We start from the raw sequence: 23,678 nt of genomic DNA on the forward strand, positions 1-23,678 counted from the left end.
CGGCAGACGCAGGCGGCGGGGGTCCCGGGGACGGGGCGGCCGGTCCACGCCGGCGCCGCGTCAGGCCGGGGCGGCGGCCCTCGCGGCGATCCGCGCGGCGAGCCTTGGCTGGTCCTTGACCGGGAACGACGCCAGCGCGGGCTCCAGCTGGGCGATCCGGTACCGCTGGGTGGTGAGCGCGCGGAAGGCCAGGCCGGCGGTGACCCCGTGCTCCGGCCGGTCGACGACGGCGACCTCGTCCCCCGTGCCGACGTCGCCGGTCTCGAGCACCCGCAGGTAGGCGCCGGTGGCGCCGTGCGCGGTGAACCGCTTGACCAGGTCCGGGACGTCCCAGAAGCGGGCGAAGTTGGCGCACGGGATGCGCGGCGCGGTCACCTCGAGCAGCGCCGTCCCCACCCGCCAGCGCTCGCCGATGACCGCCTCGGTGAGGTCCAGGCCCGCCGTCCGGAGGTTCTCGCCGAAGCGGCCCGGCGGCAGGTCGCGGCCGAGGTCGGCGGCCCACCAGTCGGCGTCCTCCTGGGCGTAGGCGTAGACCGCCTGCCCTTCCCCGCCGTGGTGCTTCCGGTTGACCTGGACGTCGCCGTCCAGGCCCAGCTCGCCGACGGCGACGCGGCCGGGCCTCGGCCGCTTGTCGATGCCGCTGCGGTCGGGCCGGCGCCCGGGCAGGGGCAGCAGGTCGGAGCCGGAGACGCAGACGGCGAGCAGCCGGCCGCTCACTTCTTGGCGGCGGAGGGCTCGTTGGTCGACAGCGCGGCGACGAAGGCCTCCTGCGGGACCTCCACGCGGCCGACCATCTTCATCCGCTTCTTGCCCTCCTTCTGCTTCTCCAGCAGCTTCCGCTTGCGGGTGATGTCACCGCCGTAGCACTTGGCGAGGACGTCCTTGCGGATGGCGCGCACGGTCTCGCGGGCGATCACCCGGGAGCCGACGGCGGCCTGGATGGGCACCTCGAACTGCTGCCGCGGGATGAGCTCGCGCAGCTTGCCGGCCATCATCACGCCGTAGCTGTACGCCTTGTCCTTGTGGACGATGGCGCTGAACGCGTCGACGGCCTCGCCCTGCAGCAGGATGTCCACCTTGACCAGCGAGGACTCCTGCTCGCCGGCCTCGGCGTAGTCGAGGCTCGCGTAGCCGCGGGTGCGCGACTTCAGGGCGTCGAAGAAGTCGAAGATGATCTCGCCGAGCGGCAGGGTGTAGCGCAGCTCGACGCGGGACTCGCTCAGGTAGTCCATGCCGCCGAGCTGGCCGCGCCGGCTCTGGCAGAGCTCCATGATCGCGCCGGTGTAGTCGCTGGGCGCGATGATCGTGGCGTTGACGATCGGCTCGTAGACCTTGTCGATCTTGCCCTCGGGCCAGTCGCTGGGGTTGGTGACGGTGTGCTCGGTGCCGTCCTCCATCACCACCCGGTAGACGACGTTGGGCGCCGTGGAGATGAGGCTGATGCCGGCCTCGCGCTCGAGCCGCTCGCGGACGATCTCCAGGTGCAGCAGGCCGAGGAAGCCGACGCGGAAGCCGAAGCCGAGCGCCGCGGAGGTCTCCGGCTCGTAGGTCAGCGCCGCGTCGTTGAGCAGCAGCTTGTCCAGCGCCTCGCGCAGCAGCGGGTACTCGCTGCCGTCGATCGGGTAGAGGCCGGAGTAGACCATCGGCTTGGGGTCGCTGTAGCCGCCGATCGGCTCGGCGGCCGGGCGGTGCTGCAGCGTGACGGTGTCGCCGACGCGGGACTGGCGGACGTCCTTCACCCCGGTGATGAAGTAGCCGACCTCGCCGACGCCGAGGCCGTCGACCGGCTTGGGCTCGGGCGAGATGACGCCGATCTCGAGCAGCTCGTGGGTGGCGCCGGTCGACATCATCCGGATGCGCTCGCGGCTGGAGATCCGCCCGTCGACGACGCGGACGTAGGTGATGACGCCGCGGTAGATGTCGTAGACCGAGTCGAAGATCATCGCGCGGGCCGGGGCCTCGGCGTCGCCCTCCGGCGCGGGGATCTGCGCGACGATCGCGTCCAGCAGCTCCGGCACGCCCTCGCCGGTCTTGCCGCTGACCTTGAGGACGTCCTCGGGCTCGCAGCCGATGATGTGCGCGATCTCGGCGGCGTACCTCTCGGGTTGCGCGGCCGGCAGGTCGATCTTGTTGAGGACGGGGATGATCGTGAGGTCGTTCTCCAGGGCCAGGTAGAGGTTGGCCAGGGTCTGCGCCTCGATGCCCTGCGCGGCGTCGACCAGCAGGACCGCGCCCTCGCAGGCGGCCAGCGACCGGGACACCTCGTAGGTGAAGTCGACGTGGCCGGGGGTGTCGATCATGTCGAGGACGTACTCGGTGTCCCCGACCTTCCAGGGCAGGCGCACGTTCTGCGCCTTGATGGTGATGCCGCGCTCGCGCTCGATGTCCATCCGGTCGAGGTACTGCGCGCGCATCTGCCGCGCCTCGATGATCCCGGTCACCTCGAGCATCCGGTCGGCCAGCGTCGACTTGCCGTGGTCGATGTGGGCGATGATGCAGAAGTTCCGGATCCGGGCGGGATCGGTGGCAGCGGGAGTCGTCACAGTGCCGCCATCGTCCCACGCCGGGGCACGGCGGTGGAGCACCGTGCCGGGGAGGTCCCCCCGCGGCCGGGTTGGGACGGCGCGCCGCACGCTGGTAACCTGGCAGGCCGGTCCGCTGACGCATGCCGTCCGGACGCACCGACAGACCCTTTCCCTCCTGCGAGACACCGAGGCTCACGCGTGGCGAACATCAAGTCCCAGATCAAGCGGAACAAGACGAACGAGAAGGCGCGCCAGCGCAACGTCGCCGTCAAGTCCGCCCTGAAGACGGCCGTCCGCCGCTTCCGCGAGGCCGCCGCCGCCGGCGACACCGAGGCCGCGACCACGGCGCTGCAGAAGGCCAGCAAGGCCCTCGACAAGGCCGCCAGCAAGGGCATCATCCACAAGAACCAGGCCGCCAACCGCAAGTCGGGTATGGCCAAGCAGCTGACCAGCCTCTGAGCTGCGTCCCAGCGCTCCCGGGCCCTCGTCCTCCCCACCGGAGGACGGGGGCCCGTCGCTGTGCGGGGCGGGCCGGCCCGGCCGCTCAGTAGCCGGCGCGGACCCGGCCGCGGCCGGTGGTGGCGCGGATGTCGACGATCCGGCGGATGGCCCGCTCGAGCGCGTAGTCGGCACTCGCGGCGACGCCCTTGACGTCGGCGTTGAGCTCGGCGGCCACCCCGATCGCCTGCTGCAGGCCCTCGATGCTCCAGCCGCGCGCCTGCGTCTGGGCCTTCTTCACCTTCCACGGCGGCAGCTTGAGCGCCCGCGCGAGGTCACCGGTGTTGGTGGTGTTCAGCGAGGTGACCCGGGCCGCGGTCCGGATGCCGTCGGCGATCGCGTCGGCGATGAGCACATGCGCGACGCCGCGGTCCAGCGCCCAGCGCAGCGTCTCCAGCGAGCCCTGACGGTCCCCCACCAGCACCTTCTCGGCGACGGTGAAGCCGGTGACCTCGGCCTGCCCGCGGTGGAAGCGGGCGACGGCGTCGGCGTCGATGGTCCCGCCGAAGTCGGCGACCAGCTGGGTGGCCGCCGACGACAGCGCCCGCAGGTCCGCGCCGACGGCGTCGACCAGGGCGGCCACCGCGTCGGGGGTGATCCGGCCGCCGGCCGCGCGCACCTCGTTGCGGACGAACGACGCCCGGTCGCCGGGCGAGGAGATCTTGGCGCACTCGTCGAGCGCCGCACCGGCCGCGGTGAACGCCTTGACCAGCGCCTCGTTGCGCTTGCCGCCGGGGTGGACGACGACCAGCGTGAGCTCCGGGTCGGGGTCCTTGCAGTAGCCGGTCAGGGCGTCGACCAGGGCGCCCGCGGCCTCGTGCACCCCGCTGACGACGACCAGGCGGTGCTCGCCGAACAGCGACGGCGCCAGCACGTCGGCGAGCTGCCCGACCGGCAGGCCCGCGGCGACCAGCTCGTGCACCTCCGCGGCGGGGTGGCGCTCGAGGACGGCGGCGCGCACGGCGGCGACGGCGCGGGAGCGCAGCAGCTCCTCCTCGCCGACGACGGCCCGCAGGCGGGAGGTCGGTGCCGGGGGTGCCGCTGCCACGCCCCGATGGTGTCACGGCCCGCCGACGGTCCGGCCGCACCGCGGGTCCTCCCGGCACGCCGTCGTCGCCGGGGTGCACCGCTCCGGCCTGCGCCCCCGGAGCGCCGCGGGCGGCGACGCCCCACTCCCCCACCGAGCCGACGACGGCCAGGTCGCCCTCCCGGTCGGTGCGGTGCACCCGCACCCCGTCCCGGGCCAGCAGCGACAGCAGCCGCGGCGCCGGGTGCCCGTAGGTGTTCTCCGCGCCGACGCTGACCAGCGCCACCCGGGCGCCGGTCGCGGCGAGGAAGGCCGGGTCGACGTCGGCACTGCCGTGGTGCGGGACCTTCAGCACGTCGGCGCGCAGGTCCACGCCCCGGTCGAGGACCCGCGCCTCGGCCGTCGCGCTCAGGTCGCCGGTGAGCAGCACCCGCACGCCGCGCACGGTGACCCGCACGACCAGCGAGAGGTCGTTGGGCTCGGCCGCGGCGGTGGCGATCTCCGGCGGCGGCGCCAGCACCTCGAGCCGGGCGCCGCCGACGTCGCGGCGGTCGCCGGGGACGAGGACCTCGCGGCGAGCGCCCGCCCGGGCGGCGGCGCGGGCCAGGTCGCCGGCCCGGTCGTCGGCCGGGGACAGCGTGCCGGTGGCGACGGAGCCCACCTCCCGCCCGTCCAGCGCCCCGGCCAGCCCGCCGACGTGGTCGGCGTCGAGGTGTGACAGCAGCACCAGCGGCAGCCGGTCGACGCCCAGTCGGTCCAGGCAGCGGTCGACCGCGCCCACCTCCGGGCCGGCGTCGACGAGCACGGCCTCGCCCGGGCCGGTCGGCAGGACCAGCGCGTCGCCCTGGCCGACGTCGCAGGCCACCAGCACGGTCCCCGGCGGCGGCCAGCCGTCGGCCACCTGGCGCAGCGGCCAGCCGAGCAGCACCAGCCCGAGCAGCGCGGCCAGCCCCACCGGGCGCAGCCGCCGGTACCGCCACAGCGCCAGCCCGGCGGCGAGCAGCAGGACGGTCAGCAGCAGCGCACCGCCGGTGCCGGCCGGCCAGCCGGTCGCGCCGTCGGGCAGGGCGGCCGCGGTGCGCGCCACGGCGACCAGCCACCGCACCGGCCAGCCCGCCAGCCACACCAGACCGTCCCCGGCTTCCGGCACGACCGGTCCCACGACGGCGGCCAGTAGGCCGAGCACCGTCGCCGGAGCCACCGCCGGCGCGGCGAGCAGGTTGGCCGGGAGCGACACCGGGCTGACCAGCCCGGACAGGCCCGCCACCAGCGGCGCGGTGGCCAGCCCGGCGGCCGCCGCGACCGCCACCGCGTCGGCGGGGGTGCGCGGCCAGCCGCGGCGCCGCAGCCGGTGCGACCAGCGGGGCGCCAGCAGCACGATCGCCGCCGTCGCCGCGACCGACAGGGCGAAGCCGGCGTCGCGGGCCAGGCGCGGGTCGAGCAGCAGCAGCACCGCGACCGAGGCGGCCAGCGCGGGGACCGCGGCCCGCGCCCGGCCGGAGGCCAGCGCCAGGAGGGTGACCGCGCCCATGGCCGCCGCCCGGAGGACGCTGGCGTCGGGCCGGACCAGCACCACGAAGCCGGCGAGGACCGCGAGGGCCACGACCGCCTGCACCCGGCGGTCGACCGCCCGTCGGCGCAGCGGCGCGAGCACGCCGGTGAGGACGATCGCCACGTTGGCGCCGGAGACCGCGGTGAGGTGGGACAGGCCCGCGCGGCGGAAGTCCTCCTCCAGCACCGGGTCCAGGCCCCGGGTGTCGCCGACGACCAGGCCGGGCAGCAGCCCGTCCGCGGGTGCGGGCAGCACGCGCCGGGCGGTGGCGGCCAGCCCGTCGCGGACGGCACCGGCGGCGCGCTGCAGCCGGGACGGCTCCTCGACCGGCTCCGGCGGGCCGCGGGCCGACAGCCGCGCGACGACACCGTCGGTGGCGGGCGCGGTCGCCACCGCCACCCGGGTGCGCACCACCTGCCCGGGCAGCACGCCGGTCCAGTCCGGCGCCGGCGCGAACAGCACCGCCCCGGCGGTCAGCGACACGGTGGCCGCCCGGTCGGTCACCGCGGTGACCGTGACGTCGAGGACCAGCCGAGGCGGGCCGGTGCCGGCGACGCGCCGCGGGTCGCCGTCGACCTTCAGGACCGCGTCGACCGTGCGGCCGGCGGCGACGTCGGCGAGCGGGGAGGCGGCGCGGGCGGCGCCGCGGACGGCGGCGACGGTCGCGGTGGTGGCCACGGCGGCGAGCACGGCGAGCAGCACGAGGACGCCGGCCCGTCCCCGGCGCCGGACGAGCAGCAGCGCCGCGAGCGTGGCCGCGCCGGCCAGGACGAGCAGGGCCGGGGGCGACAGCAGGCCGGCGGCGAGGGTGACCGCCCACACCGCGGCGGCGACCGGGACCAGGCGCAGGTCCAGCCACGACCAGCGCCGGTCCGGGCGGGCGCTCACACCCGGACCAGGTCGGCGAGCTCGCCGTAGACGGCGGGGCCGATGCCCGGGACGTCGTCGAGCTGCTCGACGCTGGTGAACCGGCCGTGCTGCCCGCGGTGGTCGACGATGCGCTGGGCGAGCACCGGGCCGATGCCGGGCAGGGCGTCGAGGTCGGCGACCGTGGCGGCGTTGAGGTCCAGCGGGCCGGGCGGGGCGGCTCCCCCGCCGGCCGGCGCGGCGGCCGTGCCGGGGACGCCGACGGCGATCTGCTGCCCGTCGCTGACGACCGCGGCCAGGTTGACCGAGGCGGGATCGGCCTCGGGCAGGAGGCCGCCGGCCGCGGCCACCGCGTCGGCGACGCGGGCGCCCTCGGGCAGCGTCACCAGGCCGGGCGTGACGACGAGGCCGACGACCGAGACCACGACGGTCGTGCGGGCCCCGGCCGCCTCCGCGGGCGCGGGCTCCGTGTCGGCGGCCGGGGCGGGCTCGGGAGCCGGTTCCACCTCCGGCCGCTGCAGCCAGGTCCACCCGGCGAGCAGCAGCGCCGCCACAAGGCCGGTGAGCCACAGCGCCGCGCTGCCTCGGCGGCCGGGGTCCACCCGCACCGCGCGCCCGGGCGCCCGGTGCCGGCCGAGCCCGCCCGGCAGCCGCCCGTCCGCCGGGTCGTCGTCGCGGTCGCCGTCGAGGTCGTCGTCGAGGTCGTCGTCGAGGTCGTCGTCGAGGTCGTCGTCGAGGTCGTCGTCGAGGTCGTCGTCGACCCGGTCCCCACGGGGCTCCGGGCGGCGGAGGAGGGCGACGCCGGTGCGCGGCGGGAACTCGAGCGGGTCGTCGTCGGGCAGCCAGCCCGAGCGCCGGCCCTCGTCGAGCAGCACCCGGAGACGGGCACGGATGACGTCGGCGGCGGGGTCGCGGCGGGAGGTCAGGCGCACGCGGCGGACGCTAGGGAGACCGCCCGCCCGGGAGGACCGGTCCGCGGGGACTGTGGACGGCGGTGCGGGCTGTGGACGGGCGCGGGCCGCCCGGCGGGCGCCGGGTGCACGCTGCGCGCCGTGTCCGCCCTCCGCTCAGTCCCCCTCCGCCGGGGTCACCACGACGCCGACCGCGCCCGGCCCGACGTGCGCGCCGACCGCCGCCCCCAGCTCGCTGACGTGCAGCTCCCGGACGCCGGGCACGGCGCGCTGCAGCTCGGCGGCCAGGCGCTGCGCGCGCTCGGGCGCGGCCAGGTGGTGGACGGCGAGGGAGGCGCCCGGGCCGCCGGCGGCCTCCTCCGCGCGCTTCACCAGCCGGGCGAGGGCGCGCCCGGAGGTGCGCACCCGCTCCAGCGGGACGACCCGCCCCTCGGCCACGTGCAGCACCGGCTTGACCGCCAGCGCGGTGCCCAGCAGCGAGGCGGCCGAGCCGATGCGGCCACCGCGGCGCAGGTGCTCGAGGGTGTCGACGACGAACAGCGTGCGGGTGCGCGCGGCGGTCCGCGCGGCCACGGCGGCGACCTCGGCCGCGGTGGCGCCGTCGGCCGCGGCGCGGGCGGCGGCGAGGACGGGGAAGCCGGTGCCCATCGCCGTCGACCGCGAGTCGACGACGGTCACGAGGTGCTCCCCCACCTGGGCGGCGGCCAGCCGGGCGGCGTCCCAGGTGCTCGACAGCTCGGCGGACAGGTGGATCGACACCACCCGGTCCGCGCCCTCGGCGAGCCGGCGGCGGTAGGCGGCGACGAAGTCGCCGGGGGTCGGCCGCGAGGTCGAGACGTGCTGCCCGCGGGAGGTCAGCGCCCGGGCGACGTCCTCCGGGGTGATCTCGGTGCCCTCCCGGCCGGAGTGCCCGGCGAGGACGACGTAGAGCGGGACCACCTCGATGCCGTACCGCGCGACGAGGTCGGGCGGCAGGTAGGCCGTGGAGTCGGTGACCACGGCGACGGACACCAGGGGAGGCTAGCCCGACGCCGACCGGCGGCTGACGCGCAGGCGGACGGCCGGTGGCCGGCGGGTGACCTCAGAGGACCGCGTCGGCGTCCTGGGTCGGCGGGGGCGCGGCGCCCTCCGGGGTGGCCGCGGCGTCGGCCGGGACCGGCGCCGGGGCGCCGACGGCCGGTCCCTCGACCCGGCCCGGCAGGGCGGCGACGACGGCGTTGTGCCGCATCAGCCGCCATCGGTCCCCCTGCCGGGCGAGCTCGCTCCAGCCGCAGTTGGCCAGCGGGCCGAACACCCGACGGTGCTGCGGGCCGAGCTCGAGCAGGGCCTCGACGAGCCGGCCGGCGGTCCCGCCGTGGGTGACGACGACGGCCACCTCGGCCGGCGGCAGGTCGCGCAGGGCGGCCAGCGCGCGGCGGGCGACGTCGGTGGCCTCCTCGCCGCCGCGGCCCTGCACCGGCCGGCCCGCGAGCCAGTCGGCGTACTGCTCGGGGTGGCGCTCGGCGACCTCGGCGCGGGTGAGCCCCTCCCAGCAGCCCAGCCCGTGCTCGCGCAGCCGCTCGTCCAGCCGCAGCGGCACGCCGAGCAGGCCGGTCAGGGCGGCGGCGGTGTCGGCGGCGCGGACCAGGTCGCTGGCGACCACGACGGTCGCCTCCGGCGCCAGCCCGGCCGCCACCAGGTGGGGCGCGGTGCGGGCGGCCTGGGCGCGGCCCTCCGCGTCCAGCGGCGGGTCCATCTGGCCCTGGAAGCGCCCGGTGGCGTTCCACTCGGTCCGTCCGTGCCGCCAGACGACCAGCCGGGGCACCGGCAGGTCGAGGGCGGCGGGAGCCGTCACCGGCCGGTCGTCCCCGCGTCCCCGTCGGCGGCGCCGCCGAGGGGCTCCTCCTGGAGCGGGTCGCCCTCGAGGGCGTCCTCGTCGGCCAGTTCGTCGTCGGTGAGGTCGTCCTCGGTGAGGTCCTCGGTCGGGTCGGGTGCCAGCGGGACGGGGTCGGAGCTGCCCGGGTCGACGTCGTCGGTGGACAGCGTGCCGGTCGCGGCGGGCGCCCCGTCGGCGGCGGGCGGGGCGGCGCGGTCGACGAACGGGATGGTCGGGCAGTCCTTCCACAGCCGCTCGAGGGCGTAGTAGGCGCGCTCCTCGGCGTGCTGGACGTGCACCACGACGTCGACGAAGTCCAGCAGCACCCAGCGGGCCTCGGCGACGCCCTCGCGGCGGACCGGCTTCACGCCGTGCCGGCGCAGCCGCTCCTCGACCTCGTCGACGATCGCCTGCACCTGGCGCTCGTTGGGCGCCGCGGCGAGCACGAACGCGTCGGTGATGGCCAGGCGGTCGCTGACGTCGACGATCGAGACGTCGGTGGCGAGCTTGTCCGCGGCGGCCTGGGCGGCGAGCAGCGCGGTCTCCCGGGCCTCGGCGGAGGCGGTCATCGGGGCACCTCCCGGAGGTGGGCAGACGGTGGGTCGGTGGGGTCGGGGTCGGCCGGGTCCGCCTGCGCGGCGGGCGGGGGGCGGTCGTGGGTGGGCCGGTCGCCGCGCGGGCCCGGCGAGCGCCGGCCGCCGGCGCGGTACAGGCCCCGCTTCTCGATGTACTGCACCACGCCGTCGGGCACGAGGTACCAGACCGGCATGCCGCGGGCCACGCGCTCGCGGCAGTCGGTGGAGCTGATCGCCAGGGCCGGGACCTCGACCAGGCTGACCGCGCCCTCGGGCAGGTGCCCGTCGGCGAGGGCGAAACCGGGGCGGGTGACCCCGATGAAGTGGGCCAGCCGGAGGAACCGGTCGCTGTCGCGCCAGCTGAGGATCTGCGCCAGCGCGTCGGCGCCGGTGATGAAGAACAGCTCGGCGTCGGGACGCTGGGCGTGCAGGTCGGTGAGCGTGTCGATCGTGTAGGTCGGGCCCTCGCGGTCGACGTCGACCCGGCTGACGGAGAACCGCGGGTTGGAGGCGGTGGCGATGACGGTCATGAGGTACCGGTCCTCGGCGGGGCTGACCTCGCGCTCGGTCTTCTGCCAGGGCTGGCCGGTGGGGACGAAGACCACCTCGTCGAGACCGAACAGCCCGGCCACCTCGCTGGCGGCGACCAGGTGACCGTGGTGGACGGGGTCGAACGTCCCACCCATCACGCCGATCCGGGTACCAGCCACCGATCGAGCCTAGCCGGGCACCGCACCGGCGGCCCGGGTGCACCCGGCGGATCCGGTCCCGGACGGCCGGGCGCGGGGCGCCGCCGCACCCGGCCGTCGGGACGGGACCGTCCCGGTCGCGACCGGCACCCCCGTGCCGTCGGTCGCGCCGTCCGCGCTCCCGACCGCGACGACGGGAGCACGGGCCGGGCACCGTGTCGCGTCTCGGTGCCCGCGCTGACCAACGGCGCTGCCGGCCACCGGTTACGCGCGGTCTCGCAGAGGGTCCCCCGGGCGTGTCGCCGGGACCGGGTGGTGTCAGAGCGTGGTGACGAACTCCGCCAGCTGGGTGGCGTTGCGGCACTCGACCATGTCGACGACCTCGCCGTAGCGGTCGGCGGCGGAGTCGCCGCTGCCCCACAGCCGCCGCGGCTCGGGGTTGAGCCAGTGCGCCGAGCGGGCGCGGCGGACCAGGTCGGCGAGCACCGGCAGGCCGGGCTGGCGGTAGTTGGTCCGCCCGTCGCCGAGCACCAGCAGCGAGGTCTTCGGCCCGACGGCGGTGGGCCAGCGGTCGGCGAACACCTCCAGGGCGTTGCCGTAGTCGCTGTGCCCGTCGAAGGCGACGACGTCGGCCTCGCGGCCGATCCGCGCGACGGCGCCGGCGACGTCGGCGCCGGGCCGGAAGAACCGGGTCACCTCGTCGGTGGAGTCGACGAAGGCGAACGCCCGGACGCCGGAGAAGTGCTCGCGCAGCGCCTGGGTGAGCATCAGCGTGAAGTGGCTGAACCCGGCCACCGAGCCGCTGACGTCGCAGAGCACGACCAGCTCGGGCTTGTGCACCTTGCGCGGCCGGTGGTGGGTGACCACCGGCACCCCGCCGGTGCCGAGGGAGGCGCGCACGGTCCTGCGGAAGTCCAGCCGGCCCTGGCGGCCCATCCGCCGCCGCGCCGACAGCCGCACCGCGAGCCGGCGGGCCAGCGGCGCCACCGCCCGCCGCAGCTCGGCGAGGTCGGACTGCTGGGCGCGCAGGAAGTCGACCTGCTCGGCCAGCGGCCGCACCGCGCTCTTCGCCACCCGGTCGCGCCCGCGGTCGGCCGCGGCCCGGCGGCGCACCTCGGCGTCGACGGCGGTGCGGAAGGCGGCCAGCCGCTCGCGGACGGTCTGCCGGGCCACCTGCTCGGCCAGCCCGCCGCGGCCCCCGTCGCCGAGCAGCCCGGCCAGGAGCTGCGTGACCAGGGTGTCCGGCGACAGCGCCCGCATCACCCGGTAGCCGAAGTAGGACTGCCCCGACGGCGACGCCGGCGCCCGCCCGAGCTGCTCGACCGCCTGGCGGGCGAAGCGGCGCAGCGCCTCGTCGTCGCCCTCGAGCAGCAGCCGGGCCAGCTGCTCGCGCATCCGCTGCGCGAGGTCGCGCTCGTCGCCGTCGCCGTGCCCGTCGGGCAGGTCCAGGGTCGACCCGTCGGCCTGCGGCTCGCCGTCGGCGGGGTCCGCGTCGTCGCCGGCGGGGCCGGGAGCGGGCCGGTCCGACAGCGGCCACCACAGGTCGAACAGCACGTCGTAGGCCGGGCGCTGCGAGGCGCGCTGCAGCAGCACCGCCGCCAGCCCGTGCCGCAGCTGTTCGCGGTCGAGCAGGTCGACGACGGTGAGGATCTCCGCGGCGTCGACGGCCTGGCTGATCCCGACCGGGATGCCGGCCTCCCGCACCGCCCGCACGAAGCCGTCGAGGTGACCGGCCAGCCCCCCGGCGGGCGCCGACGGCGCGGACATCAGTTGAGCCGCAGCTCGGCGGCGGCGCGGTCCTGGTCGCTGGCGTGCTTGAGCACCACGCCGAGCGTCGAGCGCACCGCGGTCTCGTCGAGGGTGTCCAGGCCGAGCTCGAGCAGGGTCTGCGCCCAGTCGAGGGTCTCGGAGATCGACGGCGACTTCTTCAGCTCCATCGCGCGCAGCGCCCGGATGGTGCGCACCAGCTGCTCGGCCAGCCCCGGCGCGAGGTCGGGCACCCGGGAGAGCACGATCTCCCGCTCCCGCTCGGCCGAGGGGTAGTCCAGCGACAGGTACAGGCAGCGCCGCTTGAGCGCCTCGGACAGCTCGCGGGTGGCGTTGGAGGTGAGGACGACGGTCGGCCGGCGGGTGGCGGTCACCGTGCCGAGCTCGGGGATCGTCACCTGGAAGTCGCTGAGCACCTCCAGCAGCAGGCCCTCGACCTCGACGTCGGCCTTGTCGGTCTCGTCGATGAGCAGGACGGTCGGCTCGGTGCGCCGGATCGCGGTCAGCAGCGGCCGGGAGAGCAGGAACTCCTCGCCGAAGATGTCGTCGTGGACGGTGTCCCAGTCCGCGCCGTCCCCGCCCTGCGCCGCCTGGATCCGCAGCAGCTGCTTCTTGTAGTTCCACTCGTACAGCGCCCGCGCCTCGTCCAGGCCCTCGTAGCACTGCAGCCGGATCAGCTCCGAGCCCGTGGCCGCCGCCAGCGCCTTGGCCAGCTCGGTCTTGCCGGTGCCCGCCGGGCCCTCGACCAGCAGCGGCTTGCCCAGCCGGTCGGCGAGGAAGACCGTCGTCGCGATCTGCGCGTCGGGCAGGTACCCGGCGGTCGACAGCCGCTTGCTCACGTCGGCCACCGAGGAGAACTGGGGCGACTGCGTCGGCGGGCGGGGCATGCGACTCCTCGGATCGGAGGCCGGGATCAGCGGGTGTGGCCGTTCCCGGTGACGACGTAGGTGGTGCTGGTCAGCTCGGGCAGGCCCAGCGGCCCGCGCGCGTGCAGCTTCTGGGTGGAGATGCCGATCTCGGCGCCGAAGCCGAACTCGCCGCCGTCGGTGAACCGGGTGGAGGCGTTGACCAGGACGGCGGCGGCGTCGACCCCGGCGGTGAACGCCGCGATGGCCGACGCGGAGTCGGCGACGATCGCCTCGCTGTGCCCGCTCCCCCACGTCGCGATGTGCCCGAGCGCGGCCGGCAGGTCGTCGACGACGCGCACCGCCATGTCCATCGACAGGTACTCGGTGGCCCAGTCCTCGTCGGTGGCCGGGACGACGGCCTGGAGACCGGACTGCGCAGCGGCGTCGATCGTCGCCTGGTCGCCGTGCAGGGTGACGCCGGCGTCGACCAGCGCCGACAGCAGGCGCGGGAGGAACGGCACGTCGCGGTGCACGAGCAGCGTCTCCGCGGAGTTGCAGACGCTCACCCGGTGGGTCTTGGAGTTGAGCACGATCGCCTCGGCCATCGCCGGGTCGGCGGAGGCGTCGACGTAGACGTGGCAGTTGCCGACGCCGGTCTCGATCACCGGGACCTGCGCCTCGCGGACCACCCGCTGGATGAGCGAGGCGCCGCCGCGCGGGATGACCAGGTCGACGTGCCCGCGCGCGGACAGCAGCTCGCCCACCGAGGCGCGGTCGGCCGGCAGCAGCTCGACCGAACCCTCGGGCAGCCCGGCCTTCTGCCCGGCCTCCATGAGCACGGTGACCAGCGCGAGGTTGGTGCGGTACGCCGAGGCCGACCCGCGCAGGAGCGCCGCGTTGCCGCTCTTGAGGCACAGGCCGGCGGCGTCGACGGTCACGTTCGGGCGGGCCTCGTAGACGATCCCGACCACGCCGAAGGGCACCCGGACCTGCCGCAGCTCCAGCCCGTTGGGCAGCCGCGAGCCGCGGACGACGTCACCGACCGGGTCGGGCAGGGCGACCAGCTCGCGCAGTGCGGCGGCCACCCCGGCCACCCGCCCGGCGTCCAGCCGCAGCCGGTCGAGCACCGACGGCGGCGTGCCGTCGGCCTCGGCGGCCGCGACGTCCTGGGCGTTGGCGGCCAGCACCTCGTCGGTCCGCTCGACCAGCGCCTCGGCCATCGCGGTGAGCGCGGCGTCCTTGACGTCGGTCGGGAGGGTGCGCAGGACGCGGGACGCGGCGCGGGCACGCAGCGCGGCGGCCCCGATCAGCGGCAGGTCGGCGGCGTCGGACACGCCCCGCAGGGTACGCGCCGCCCCCTCCGGCCGGGCACCTCCGCCGCTGTGTGAGAATGGTTCTCATGAGCACGACGACGCGCGCCCTCGCCGCGACCACCGCCGCCGCCACCGTCCTGCTGCTGGCCGCGTGCGGCTCCTCCGGGGAGGACGAGGCCGCAGCCGCGGACGGCGTCTCGGTCCAGGCCGCCTTCTACCCCCTGCAGTGGGCGGCCGAGCGGGTCGGCGGTGACCGCGTCGATGTCGAGTCGCTGACCCCGCCGGGCGCCGAGCCGCACGACCTGGAGCTCACCCCGCAGGACGTCGCGTCACTGACGGAGGCCGACCTCGTCGTCTACCTCGCCGGCTTCCAGCCCGGCCTCGACGACGCCGTCGCCGAGGCCGGGGACGCCGCCTGGGACGCCGGCGAGGCCGCCGACCTGTCGCTGACCGCCGAGGAGCACGACCACGAGGGCGAGAGCGAGGCGGAGCACGCCGAGCACGCCGGCGAGGAGGGCGAGGCCGTCGACCCGCACTTCTGGCTCGACCCCACCCGGCTGGCCGACGTCGGCGACGCCCTGGCCGACCGGCTGGCCGAGGTCGACCCCGACGGCGCGGACACCTACCGGGAGAACGCCGCGGCGCTGCGCACCGACCTCGAGGCGCTCGACGCCGAGATGGAGCAGGGGCTGGCGGACTGCGCGGTGACCACGCTGGTCACCGCGCACGACGCGTTCGGCTACCTCGGCGAGCGGTACGGCCTCGACGTGGTGGGCGTCAGCGGGCTGAGCCCGTCGACCGAGCCCAGCCCGGCGCAGCTGGCCGAGATCTCTACGCTGGTCCGGGAGCGCGGGGTGACGACCGTCTACACCGAGACCCTCGTCGACCCCGCCGTGGCCGAGACCGTCGCCGAGGAGGCCGGTGTGCGAACCGCCGTCCTCGACCCGATCGAGGGCCTGACCGACGAGTCGGCCGGCGAGGACTACCTCGCGGTCATGCGCGCGGACCTCGCCACGCTGCAGGAGGGACAGGGCTGCGCATGAACGACGCCGCGCTCCGGCTGGCCGGCGCCACGATCGGCTACGGCGACGTGGCCATCGTCCGCGACGCCGGCCTGACCGTCCGGCGCGGCGAGGCCGTCGCGGTCCTCGGCTCCAACGGCTCGGGCAAGACCACCCTCATGCGGGGCGTGCTGGGCCTGGCCACCGTCCTGGGCGGCACGGTCGAGGTGCTCGGCGCCCCGGTCGGCCGGCTGCGCGAGCGCGGCCGCGTGGGCTACGTCCCGCAGCGGCACACCGTCAGCGGCGCGATGCCGGCCACCGTGCGCGAGGTGGTCGGCGTCGGGCGGCTGCCGCGGCTGGGACTGTTCCGCCGGCCCGGCCCGCGCGACCGGGCGGCCGTCGCCGAGGCGGTCGACGCCGTGGGCCTCGCCGACCGGCTCGAGGACCCGGTCGCCTCCCTCTCCGGGGGCCAGCAGCGCCGGGTGCTGGTGGCGCGGGCGCTGGCCGCCGAGCCGGAGCTGCTGGTCATGGACGAGCCGACCGCCGGCGTCGACGCCGCCAGCCAGGCCGCGCTGGCCGCGGTGCTGACCCGCGTCGCGGCCGCCGGGACGACACTCGTCGTCGTGACCCACGAGACCGGCCCCCTCGCTGGCGTCCTGGCGCGCGCGGTCGTCGTCGACTCCGGCCGGCTCACCTACGACGGGCCGCTGGCCGGCGCCGGCCCCGCCGGCCCCGACTGCCACCACCCCGGGGAGAGCACCGAGCCGGCGGCGCGCGGCTACCGCCTGGACCAGCCGCGGCCGGCGCCGGACGCCGTGCGCGTGCGCGACGGGAGCCGCTGACGTGGAGCTGCTCGAGTACGGGTTCATGCAGCGGGCGCTGCTGGCCTCGCTGATGGTCGGGCTGGTCGCGCCCGCCGTCGGCGTCTTCCTGGTGCAGCGCCGGCTGTCGCTGCTCGGTGACGGCCTCGGGCACGTGGCGCTGACCGGCGTCGGCATCGGGGTGCTCACCTCCACCGCGCCGGTGGGGACGGCGCTGGTCGCCGCCGTGCTGGGCGCGGTGCTCATCGAGCTGGTCCGCGCGCGCGGGCGGACCAGTGGCGACGTCGCCCTCGCGGTGCTGTTCTACGGCGGCATCGCCGGCGGCGTGGTGCTGCTGTCGCTGGCGCCGCGCGGGCAGGCCACCAACCTCGACGCCTACCTGTTCGGCGCGATCACCACGACGACCGGCGCCGACGTCGCCGTCTTCGGCGTCATCACCGTCGTCGTCCTCGCGGTCGTGTGGCTGCTCGGCCGGCGGCTGTACGCGGTCAGCGACGACGAGGAGTACGCCCGGGCGGTCGGCCTGCCGGTGCTGCCGCTCAACGTGGTGCTGGCCGCGCTGGTCGCCTCGACCGTCGTCCTGTCGATGCGCGTGGTCGGCCTGCTGCTGATCAGCGCGCTGATGATCCTGCCGAGCGCGGTCGCCCAGCTGGTCGGGCGCAGCTTCCGCGCCACGCTGCACCTGGCCTGCGCGATCGGCCTGGTGGTCAGCGTCGGGGGGACGGCGGCGTCGTACTACACCGGCACCCCCTCCGGCGGCACGATCGTGCTGCTGGCCATCGCCCTGTTCCTGCTGGTCACGGTGGTCGTGGCGCTGCGCGAGGCGACGGCGCGGCGCCGGCACGGGCGGCGGGTGCAGGTGCACGCCGCGCACCCGCACGAGCACGGCGACGGCTGCGGGCACCGCCCGGTGCCGCACGGCGACCACGTCGACTACGACCACGACGGGCACCTGCACGCGCCGCACCGCACCGGCACGGGCGTGCACTACGACGAGCACGACGGGCCTGCCCACCCGCCCGCCGCCGCCGTCCCGCCGACGGTGGGGACGGAGCGGCCGTGAGCGCACCCGAGGTCCCGGTCCGCCGCCAGACCCGCCAGCGGACCGCGGTCATGGCCCTGCTCGAGGAGCTCGACGGGTTCCGCACCGCCCAGGACCTGCACGCCCTGCTGCGCGAGCGCGGCGACGCGGTCGGCCTGGCCACCGTCTACCGGGCCCTGCAGGCGCTGGTGGACGACGGCCTGGTCGACGTGCTGCGCGGCGAGGACGGCGAGGCCGCCTACCGGCGCTGCTCGCCGGTGCACCACCACCACCTGGTCTGCCGCTCCTGCGGGACCACCGTGGAGGTCGCCGACCCGCCCGTGGAGCGCTGGGCCGCGAGGGTGGCCGCCGAGCACGGCTTCGCCGACGTGCAGCACCAGCTGGAGGTCTTCGGCACCTGCGGCAGCTGCACCGCCGCTCAGCGGTAGGGGTCGGTCACCTCGCGCAGCCGGGTGAGCGCCGCACGGAGCTGGGCCGTGGCCTCCTCGCCGAGGTGGGCCGTCCACTCGGCCTCGACCTCGGCCTCCACCCGGCGGGCGATCGCCACCAGCTCCCGCCCGCGCTCGGCGATCTGCACCAGCCGGGCGCGGGCGTCGGTGGGGTCGGGGACGCGGCGGACGTAGCCGGCACGCTGGAGCTGGTCGACCAGGTGACCGGCGGTCTGCTTGGTGACCAGCGCCTGCGCGGCCAGGTCGGTCAGCCGGGTGCCGGACGGGCCGATCCGGGCGGCGACGCGCGCCTGGGCGAGGGTGAGGTCGTCGTGGCCCTCGGCCGCCAGCGTCGCGAGGAGCCGGGCCTCCATCGCCCGGTGCGGGTAGAAGCACAGCAGGGCCAGGTTCTGGTACCCCTGCTCCCCGTCGTCCCGGCCCGGGCGGTCCCCGTCCTGCCGGACCTCGTCGCGAACGCTCACGCCGCCCCTTGACGTTGGTCAGATGATCTGACTGAATGGTCAGACCATCTTACCAACACCGGGGAGGTCGTCGTGGACCTCGACGACGTGTGGCGCACCATCGACGCCCAGCGCCTGAGCCTGGCCGACCTGCTCGACGACCTGTCGCCGGCCGAGTGGGAGACCCCGTCCCTGTGCGACGCCTGGCGGGTGCGCGACGTCGCCGCGCACCTGACGCTGGCGCAGATGGGCCCGTGGCCCCTGACGGTCGCCGCGATCCGGGCGGGCGGCAGCTTCAACCGGATCATCCGGGACACGGCCCTGCGCGTCGGCCCGCTGCCCGACGACGAGTACGGCCGGCGGATCCGGGCGATGGTCGGCTCCCGGCGGCGGGCGCCGTTCGTCTCCCCCATCGAGCCGCTCACCGACGTCCTCGTGCACAGGCAGGACATCGCCCTGCCGCTGGGCCGCGAGCGGCCGGTCCCGCCGGTCCCCGCGGCCGTGTCGGCGAGGCGGGCCTGGGCGATGAGCTTCCCGTTCGGGGTGCGGAAGCGGCTGGCCGGCCTGCAGCTGCGGGCCACCGACAGCGACCTCGTGCTGGGCGAGGGTGCTCCGGTCGAGGGCACGACCGGCGACCTGCTCCTGCTGATCACGGGGCGCACCGCCACGGTGCACCGGCTCTCCGGCGAGGGCCGGCAACGGCTGCCGGCGGCGGACGGCCGCCGGGAGGAGTCGAGGAGGACGACATGACCCTGGGCGTGATCACGGACGTGTCCGCACCCGTGGAGCTCTACGACGCCGTGCACGCGGCGATGCTCGAGCGGATCGAGCAGATCGGCCCGGCCCTCGACGGGCTGCTGCTGCACCTGGCCCGCCCCACCGCGGACGGCTTCCAGGTGATCGGGGTGTGGGAGTCGCGCGAGGACTACGAGCGCGGGAACCGGGAGGTGGTCGGACCGGTGTTCGCCGAGGTCCTGCGGGGGCAGGCACCCCCCGCTTCCGTGGACACCGAGTTCGAGGTCCGCGGCCTCGTGCTGCCGCGGGCCGGCGTCGCGGTCTGACGTCGCGCTCTCGTCGGAGAGGGGGACGAGGTCATGTGGGCGGTGATCGAGGACGCGTCCGCACCGGCGGAGCAGCCGTACGACGTGGTGGAGCTGTACGACACCGTGCACCGGCTGCACCTCGAGCGCACCGGTGGGGAGGTCGACGGGCGGCTGGTCCAGCTGGCCTGGGCGACCGCCGACGGGTTGCGGGAGGTGGCGGTGTGGGAGTCCCGCGAGCAGTACGACCGCTACGGCCGCGAGGGCATCGGGCCGCTGGTCGCGGAGGTCCTCGCGGGGCGGCCGTGGCCGACCGTGGTGGTCACCCCGTTCGACGTCCGCGGCCTGGTCGTCCCGGCCGGCGGGGTGGCACTCCCCGCCGGCCGGTGACCCGCCGGTTCAGTTGAGGGCGCGGGTGCCGGGCGGCAGGACGCCGCCGCCGACCATCTCGACGACGGCGTCCTGCAGCGCGGTGAGCGCGACCCGCTGGGTGAACGGGCCGGTGGAGACGCGGGCCACGCCGAGCTCCTGCATCTCGCGGGCCGGCAGCGACGCGCCGGGCACGCTGATCAGCGTCAGCCTGTTCCGCCCCAGGCCCTCGACCACCGCGGCGATCTCGTCGCGGTCGACCAGGCGGGGCACGAACACGACCGGCGCGCCGGCCTCCAGGTAGGCCTTCCCCCGGCGGATCGCCTCGGCGACCAGCTCGCCGCGGTCGGCGCCCTGGGGAGCGCGGACGAAGGCGTCGGTGCGGGCGTTGAGCACGAAGTCGATGCCGGCGTCGCGCCCGGCGCGCACCACCGCCTCGACGGCGGCCACGGCCTCGTCCAGCGGCTTCATCTGGTCCTCGAGGTTGCCGCCGACGACGCCCTTCCCGATGGCCCGCCGGGCGGTCTCGCCGGCGTCGCCGTAGCCGGCCTCCATGTCCATGCTGACCGGCAGGTCCACCGCGGCGGTGATCCGGCCGACCATGTCCAGGTGCAGGTCCAGCGGGATGTTCTCGCCGTCCTCGTAGCCGAAGGTGGCGGCGATGCCGTGGCTGGCGGTGGCCAGGGCCCGCACCCCGTCGGTGGCCGCCACCACCTGCGCGGAGACGACGTCCCACACGTTGGTGAGGACGAGGATCTCCGGGGCGGTGTGCAGGTCGAGCAGGGTCCGGGCGCGGGTGGCGAGGTCGGTCACGGGACCCGACCGTACGGCCTCGTCCAGAGGCTCGCACCGGGCTCGCGAGGGGTGAGGAGGACGAGGTCCTTCACCGGTCGCGCAGCGCGCGCAGGGCGGCCTTGCGGGCCTCGCCGGCGAGCCGGTCGAGGAACACCTTCCCGTCGAGGTGGTCCACCTCGTGCTGCAGGCAGCGGGCCATGAGCCCGGTGCCCGCCAGCCGCAGCGGCTCCCCGTGCACGTCGAAGCCCTCGACGACGGCGGACATCGCGCGCACCGTGGGCGCCCAGAGCCCCGGGATGGACAGGCAGCCCTCGTCGCCGTCCTGGGTCTCCTCCGACAGCTCCACGACCCGCGGGTTGACCAGGTGGCCGATCTCGCCGTCGACGTTGTAGCTGAACACCCGGGCGCTCACCCCGATCTGCGGGGCGGCCAGCCCGGCGCGGCCGGGGTGGTCGACGGTCTCCTCGAGGTCGCGGACCAGGGCGGCCAGTTCCTTGTCGAAGGCCCGCACCTCGTCGGCGGGCGTGCGGAGCACGGGGTCACCGAGCTCGCGGATGGGGCGGATCGTCACCCGGGCAGTCTCGCAGCCGTCCGCGGCCGCCCGACCAGCACCATCTCGTCGCGGTGCACCACCTCGCGGCGGTACTCCGGGTCGAGGTCGGTCGTGCGGCGGCCGAGCAGCGCCGGCAGCTCCCGGGCGTCGTAGGCGACCAGTCCGCGGGCGACGACGGTGCCGTCGGGCCCCACGAGCTCGACCGGGTCGTCGGCCAGGAAGTCGCCGTCGACGCCGGTGACCCCGGCGGCCAGCAGCGAGGCGTGCCGCTCGCGGACCGCGCGCACCGCGCCGTCGTCGAGCACCAGCCGCCCGCGCGGCCGGCTGGCGTAGCGCAGCCAGAACTGCCGGCCCGAGGGACGGCGGCCCGAGGGCTCGAACAGCGTGCCGACCCGCTCGCCGGCCAGCGCGGCCGCGGCCTGCGGCGTCGAGGTGACCACGACCGGCACGCCCGCGCCCGAGGCGATCAGCGCCGCCTCGACCTTGGTGGCCATGCCGCCGGTGCCGACGCCGTTGCGCCGGGCGGTGCCGAGGGTGACCGCGGCGAGGTCCCCCGGGCCGCGGACGGTGTCGAGCAGCTGCGCCGGGCCGGTGCGCGGGTCGCCGTCGTAGACGCCGTCGACGTCGGACAGCAGCACGAGCGCGCCGGCGGCGGCCACGTGCGCCACCAGGGCGGCGAGCCGGTCGTTGTCGCCGAAGCGGATCTCGTCGGTGGCGACCGTGTCGTTCTCGTTGACGATCGGGATCACGCCGAGGGTGAGCAGCCGCTCCAGCGTCTGCCGGGCGTTGCGGTAGTGCCCGCGGCGGGTGAGGTCGTCGGCGGTCAGCAGCACCTGCCCGACGGTGACGCCGTGCCGGTCGAAGGCGTCGGCGTAGGTCTGCACCAGCCGCAGCTGGCCGACGCTGGCCGCCGCCTGCGCCGTCGCCAGGTCCCGCGGCCGGCCCTCGACGCCGAGCGGCGCCAGGCCCGCCGCGATCGCGCCGGAGGACACCAGCACCACCTCGCGGCCCTGCGCCCGCACCGCCGCGAGGACGTCGACCAGCGCGGCGAGCCGGTCGGCGTCCAGCCCGCCGGGCAGCGTGGTCAGCGACGAGGACCCGACCTTGACGACGACCCGGGAAGCGCCGGCGACCTGCGGACGGGCGGTCACTCGGTCTCCCCGGGCAGGTCGTCGTCGGTCCACGTCTCGGTGAGCTCGTAGGGCACCCGGCGGGCCTTCTTCGCCGCCAGCCGCTCGGCCGCGCGCACGCGGTGCGGCGCGTCGATGCGGTTGTCGGTGCCCCGGCCGCCCAGGCCCGCGGTCTCCTCGGCCAGCGGCGTGCCGGCGGGCAGGCTGGGCGCGAAGTCGAAGGCCACGTCGCCGATGACGACGGTGTCGCCCTCCTGCGCGCCGAGCTCCGTCAGCTCGTCCTCGACGCCGAGCCGGTTGAGCCGGTCGGCGAGGTAGCCGACCGCCTCGTCGTTGGTGAAGTCGGTCTGCCGCACCCAGCGCTCGGGCTTCACGCCGCGGACGACGTAGGCCTCGTCCTCGGCGTCGAAGGCGACGGTGAACCCGGAGTCGTCGACGGCGCGCGGGGTGAGCGTGACGCGGGCGGGCTCGGGCGCCGGCAGCGCGGCGCGGTGCTCCTCGACGGCGGCGGCCAGCGCGTAGCCGAGCTCGGGCAGCCCCTCCCCGGTCGCGGCGCTGACCGGGAACACCCGCAGCCCGCGCTCCTCCAGCGCCGGGCGGACGAGGTCGACCAGCTCGCGGCCGTCCGGCACGTCGATCTTGTTGAGGACGGCGAAGCGCAACCGGCCCACCAGGTCCAGCTCGTCGCCGCCGGCCGCGCCCTCGGAGTACTGGGCGAGCTCGCGCTCCAGCGCCTCGATGTCGCTCTCCGGGTCCCGGCCGGGCTCGAGCGTCGCCGTGTCGACCACGTGCACGAGCACCGCGCAGCGCTCGACGTGGCGGAGGAACTGCAGGCCCAGGCCCTTGCCGGTGGCCGCGCCCGGGATCAGCCCCGGCACGTCGGCCATCGTGAACACGGTGTCGCCGGCGCGGACGACGCCGAGGTTGGGCACCAGCGTGGTGAACGGGTAGTCGGCGATCTTGGGCCGGGCCGCGGACATCGCCGCGATCAGCGAGGACTTGCCCGCCGAGGGGAACCCGACCAGGCCGACGTCGGCGACGCTCTTGAGCTCGAGGACGGCGTCGAAGCCCTCCCCCGGCTCCCCGAGCAGCGCGAAGCCGGGGGCCTTGCGCCGGGGGTTGGCCAGCGCGGCGTTGCCCAGCCCGCCCTTGCCGCCGTGCGCGAGCACGACGCGGGTGCCGGCACCCATGAGGTCGGCGACCACCTCGCCGCCGACGCTGACGACGGTGCCCTCGGGGACGCGCAGCACGCGGTCCTCGCCGCGGGCGCCGTGCCGGTGGCTGCCGGCGCCGGGCCGGCCGTTGCCCGCCCGCTGGTGCGGGCGGTGGTGGAAGTCGAGGAGCGTGTGGACCGAGGGGTCCACCTCGAGGACGACGTCGCCGCCGTCCCCTCCGTTGCCGCCGTCGGGGCCGCCGAGGGGCTTGTACTTCTCGCGGTGCACGGACGCGACGCCGTGACCGCCGTTGCCCGCGGCGACGTGCACGACGACGCGGTCGACGAACGCGGCCATGTCTGCTCTACCTGCTCACTGCTCGCTCAACGACGACGAGCGCACGGGCCCGAAGCCCGTGCGCTCGTCCTCGTGCTGTCCGTGGTGACCTCACGGTCGG

At 76.4% G+C, this 23,678-nt stretch carries 24 protein-coding genes and 1 pseudogene; 8 read left to right on the top strand and 17 right to left on the bottom strand.

Annotated features, from left to right (window positions below; translation table 11 throughout):
* Positions 1 to 60: 60 nt before the first annotated feature.
* Both ACI8AK_RS16610 and lepA read right to left on the bottom strand, forming a co-directional pair.
* The gene (locus tag ACI8AK_RS16610) at positions 61 to 717 is read right to left on the bottom strand and encodes an MOSC domain-containing protein (protein WP_387985340.1); all 657 of its coding nucleotides are present in this window, start codon (positions 715 to 717) and stop codon (positions 61 to 63) included.
* The gene (lepA, locus tag ACI8AK_RS16615) at positions 714 to 2,543 is read right to left on the bottom strand and encodes a translation elongation factor 4 (RefSeq protein ID WP_387985342.1); all 1,830 of its coding nucleotides are present in this window, start codon (positions 2,541 to 2,543) and stop codon (positions 714 to 716) included. Before lepA ends, ACI8AK_RS16610 begins: the two co-directional genes overlap by 4 nt.
* 180 nt (positions 2,544 to 2,723) lie before the next feature.
* Here lepA and rpsT point away from each other — a divergent pair, with 180 nt between their 5' ends.
* Positions 2,724 to 2,984: a 30S ribosomal protein S20 gene (gene rpsT / locus ACI8AK_RS16620; RefSeq protein WP_387985345.1), complete on the top strand. Its 261-nt coding sequence runs from the start codon at positions 2,724 to 2,726 to the stop codon at positions 2,982 to 2,984.
* Between the two features lie 85 nt (positions 2,985 to 3,069).
* Here the strand turns inward: rpsT and holA are convergent, their stop codons facing one another.
* From holA to ACI8AK_RS16670, 10 genes and pseudogenes are all read right to left on the bottom strand, one after another.
* Positions 3,070 to 4,071, bottom strand: coding sequence for a DNA polymerase III subunit delta (gene holA / locus ACI8AK_RS16625; protein WP_456957148.1), 1,002 nt, complete (start codon positions 4,069 to 4,071; stop codon positions 3,070 to 3,072).
* A gap of 313 nt (positions 4,072 to 4,384) precedes the next feature.
* A pseudogene (locus ACI8AK_RS16630) lies at positions 4,385 to 6,490 on the bottom strand (ComEC/Rec2 family competence protein); the annotation flags it as partial.
* Entirely contained in the window at positions 6,487 to 7,401 is a 915-nt protein-coding gene (locus ACI8AK_RS16635; RefSeq protein ID WP_456957150.1) for a ComEA family DNA-binding protein, read from the bottom strand. The pseudogene ACI8AK_RS16630 and the gene ACI8AK_RS16635, both read right to left, overlap by 4 nt.
* A 135-nt stretch (positions 7,402 to 7,536) precedes the next feature.
* Positions 7,537 to 8,391 (bottom strand): DegV family protein, encoded by an 855-nt coding sequence (locus ACI8AK_RS16640; RefSeq protein WP_387985353.1) that lies wholly within the window; start codon positions 8,389 to 8,391, stop codon positions 7,537 to 7,539.
* A gap of 70 nt (positions 8,392 to 8,461) precedes the next feature.
* On the bottom strand, positions 8,462 to 9,214 hold the full coding sequence (locus ACI8AK_RS16645; RefSeq protein WP_456902556.1) for a histidine phosphatase family protein: 753 nt from the start codon (positions 9,212 to 9,214) through the stop codon (positions 8,462 to 8,464).
* On the bottom strand, positions 9,211 to 9,804 hold the full coding sequence (rsfS, locus tag ACI8AK_RS16650; protein ID WP_387985357.1) for a ribosome silencing factor: 594 nt from the start codon (positions 9,802 to 9,804) through the stop codon (positions 9,211 to 9,213). Before rsfS ends, ACI8AK_RS16645 begins: the two co-directional genes overlap by 4 nt.
* The gene (gene nadD, locus ACI8AK_RS16655; protein WP_456957152.1) at positions 9,801 to 10,520 is read right to left on the bottom strand and encodes a nicotinate-nucleotide adenylyltransferase; all 720 of its coding nucleotides are present in this window, start codon (positions 10,518 to 10,520) and stop codon (positions 9,801 to 9,803) included. Before nadD ends, rsfS begins: the two co-directional genes overlap by 4 nt.
* A gap of 297 nt (positions 10,521 to 10,817) precedes the next feature.
* The gene (locus ACI8AK_RS16660; RefSeq protein WP_456902554.1) at positions 10,818 to 12,266 is read right to left on the bottom strand and encodes a vWA domain-containing protein; all 1,449 of its coding nucleotides are present in this window, start codon (positions 12,264 to 12,266) and stop codon (positions 10,818 to 10,820) included.
* Entirely contained in the window at positions 12,266 to 13,153 is an 888-nt protein-coding gene (locus tag ACI8AK_RS16665; RefSeq protein ID WP_387985364.1) for an AAA family ATPase, read from the bottom strand. The genes ACI8AK_RS16660 and ACI8AK_RS16665 overlap by 1 nt, the downstream gene beginning before the upstream one ends.
* A 26-nt stretch (positions 13,154 to 13,179) precedes the next feature.
* Positions 13,180 to 14,448, bottom strand: coding sequence for a glutamate-5-semialdehyde dehydrogenase (locus ACI8AK_RS16670; RefSeq protein ID WP_456957154.1), 1,269 nt, complete (start codon positions 14,446 to 14,448; stop codon positions 13,180 to 13,182).
* Positions 14,449 to 14,513: 65 nt separating this feature from the next.
* Between ACI8AK_RS16670 and ACI8AK_RS16675 the strand changes: the two genes are divergently transcribed.
* The 4 genes from ACI8AK_RS16675 to ACI8AK_RS16690 are packed head-to-tail and all read left to right on the top strand — an operon-like array spanning position 14,514 to position 17,719.
* Entirely contained in the window at positions 14,514 to 15,470 is a 957-nt protein-coding gene (locus ACI8AK_RS16675; protein WP_456957156.1) for a metal ABC transporter substrate-binding protein, read from the top strand.
* Positions 15,467 to 16,270 (top strand): metal ABC transporter ATP-binding protein, encoded by an 804-nt coding sequence (locus ACI8AK_RS16680; protein ID WP_387985370.1) that lies wholly within the window; start codon positions 15,467 to 15,469, stop codon positions 16,268 to 16,270. Before ACI8AK_RS16675 ends, ACI8AK_RS16680 begins: the two co-directional genes overlap by 4 nt.
* 1 nt (position 16,271) lies before the next feature.
* Positions 16,272 to 17,312, top strand: coding sequence for an iron chelate uptake ABC transporter family permease subunit (locus tag ACI8AK_RS16685; RefSeq protein WP_456957158.1), 1,041 nt, complete (start codon positions 16,272 to 16,274; stop codon positions 17,310 to 17,312).
* On the top strand, positions 17,309 to 17,719 hold the full coding sequence (locus ACI8AK_RS16690; RefSeq protein WP_387985374.1) for a Fur family transcriptional regulator: 411 nt from the start codon (positions 17,309 to 17,311) through the stop codon (positions 17,717 to 17,719). The genes ACI8AK_RS16685 and ACI8AK_RS16690 overlap by 4 nt, the downstream gene beginning before the upstream one ends.
* Here ACI8AK_RS16690 and ACI8AK_RS16695 read toward each other — a convergent pair.
* Complete coding sequence (locus tag ACI8AK_RS16695; RefSeq protein ID WP_387985377.1) at positions 17,710 to 18,201, bottom strand: MarR family winged helix-turn-helix transcriptional regulator; 492 nt, start codon at positions 18,199 to 18,201, stop codon at positions 17,710 to 17,712. The genes ACI8AK_RS16690 and ACI8AK_RS16695 overlap by 10 nt on opposite strands.
* A gap of 72 nt (positions 18,202 to 18,273) precedes the next feature.
* Here ACI8AK_RS16695 and ACI8AK_RS16700 point away from each other — a divergent pair, with 72 nt between their 5' ends.
* Genes ACI8AK_RS16700 through ACI8AK_RS16710 form a run of 3 tightly spaced genes read left to right on the top strand, consistent with a single transcriptional unit; the run spans position 18,274 to position 19,610 of the window.
* Positions 18,274 to 18,930, top strand: a complete 657-nt coding sequence (locus ACI8AK_RS16700; RefSeq protein ID WP_456957160.1) for a maleylpyruvate isomerase family mycothiol-dependent enzyme — start codon at positions 18,274 to 18,276, stop codon at positions 18,928 to 18,930.
* A complete protein-coding gene (locus ACI8AK_RS16705; RefSeq protein ID WP_110007157.1) occupies positions 18,927 to 19,241 on the top strand; it encodes a hypothetical protein in 315 nt (104 codons plus the stop codon). The genes ACI8AK_RS16700 and ACI8AK_RS16705 overlap by 4 nt, the downstream gene beginning before the upstream one ends.
* 33 nt (positions 19,242 to 19,274) lie before the next feature.
* Complete coding sequence (locus tag ACI8AK_RS16710; RefSeq protein WP_387985383.1) at positions 19,275 to 19,610, top strand: hypothetical protein; 336 nt, start codon at positions 19,275 to 19,277, stop codon at positions 19,608 to 19,610.
* A 9-nt stretch (positions 19,611 to 19,619) separates the two neighbouring features.
* Here the strand turns inward: ACI8AK_RS16710 and ACI8AK_RS16715 are convergent, their stop codons facing one another.
* From ACI8AK_RS16715 to obgE, 4 genes are all read right to left on the bottom strand, one after another.
* A complete protein-coding gene (locus tag ACI8AK_RS16715; RefSeq protein WP_387985385.1) occupies positions 19,620 to 20,402 on the bottom strand; it encodes an isocitrate lyase/PEP mutase family protein in 783 nt (260 codons plus the stop codon).
* A gap of 70 nt (positions 20,403 to 20,472) precedes the next feature.
* Positions 20,473 to 20,955 carry a peptide deformylase gene (def, locus tag ACI8AK_RS16720; protein ID WP_456902547.1) on the bottom strand — a complete coding sequence of 161 codons (483 nt, stop codon included), beginning with the start codon at positions 20,953 to 20,955 and terminating at the stop codon, positions 20,473 to 20,475.
* Positions 20,952 to 22,088 carry a glutamate 5-kinase gene (gene proB, locus ACI8AK_RS16725; protein ID WP_456957161.1) on the bottom strand — a complete coding sequence of 379 codons (1,137 nt, stop codon included), beginning with the start codon at positions 22,086 to 22,088 and terminating at the stop codon, positions 20,952 to 20,954. The genes def and proB overlap by 4 nt, the downstream gene beginning before the upstream one ends.
* On the bottom strand, positions 22,085 to 23,578 hold the full coding sequence (gene obgE / locus ACI8AK_RS16730) for a GTPase ObgE (protein WP_456957163.1): 1,494 nt from the start codon (positions 23,576 to 23,578) through the stop codon (positions 22,085 to 22,087). The genes proB and obgE overlap by 4 nt, the downstream gene beginning before the upstream one ends.
* Positions 23,579 to 23,678 lie beyond the last annotated feature (100 nt).

Source organism: Geodermatophilus sp. SYSU D00867, assembly GCF_054050315.1.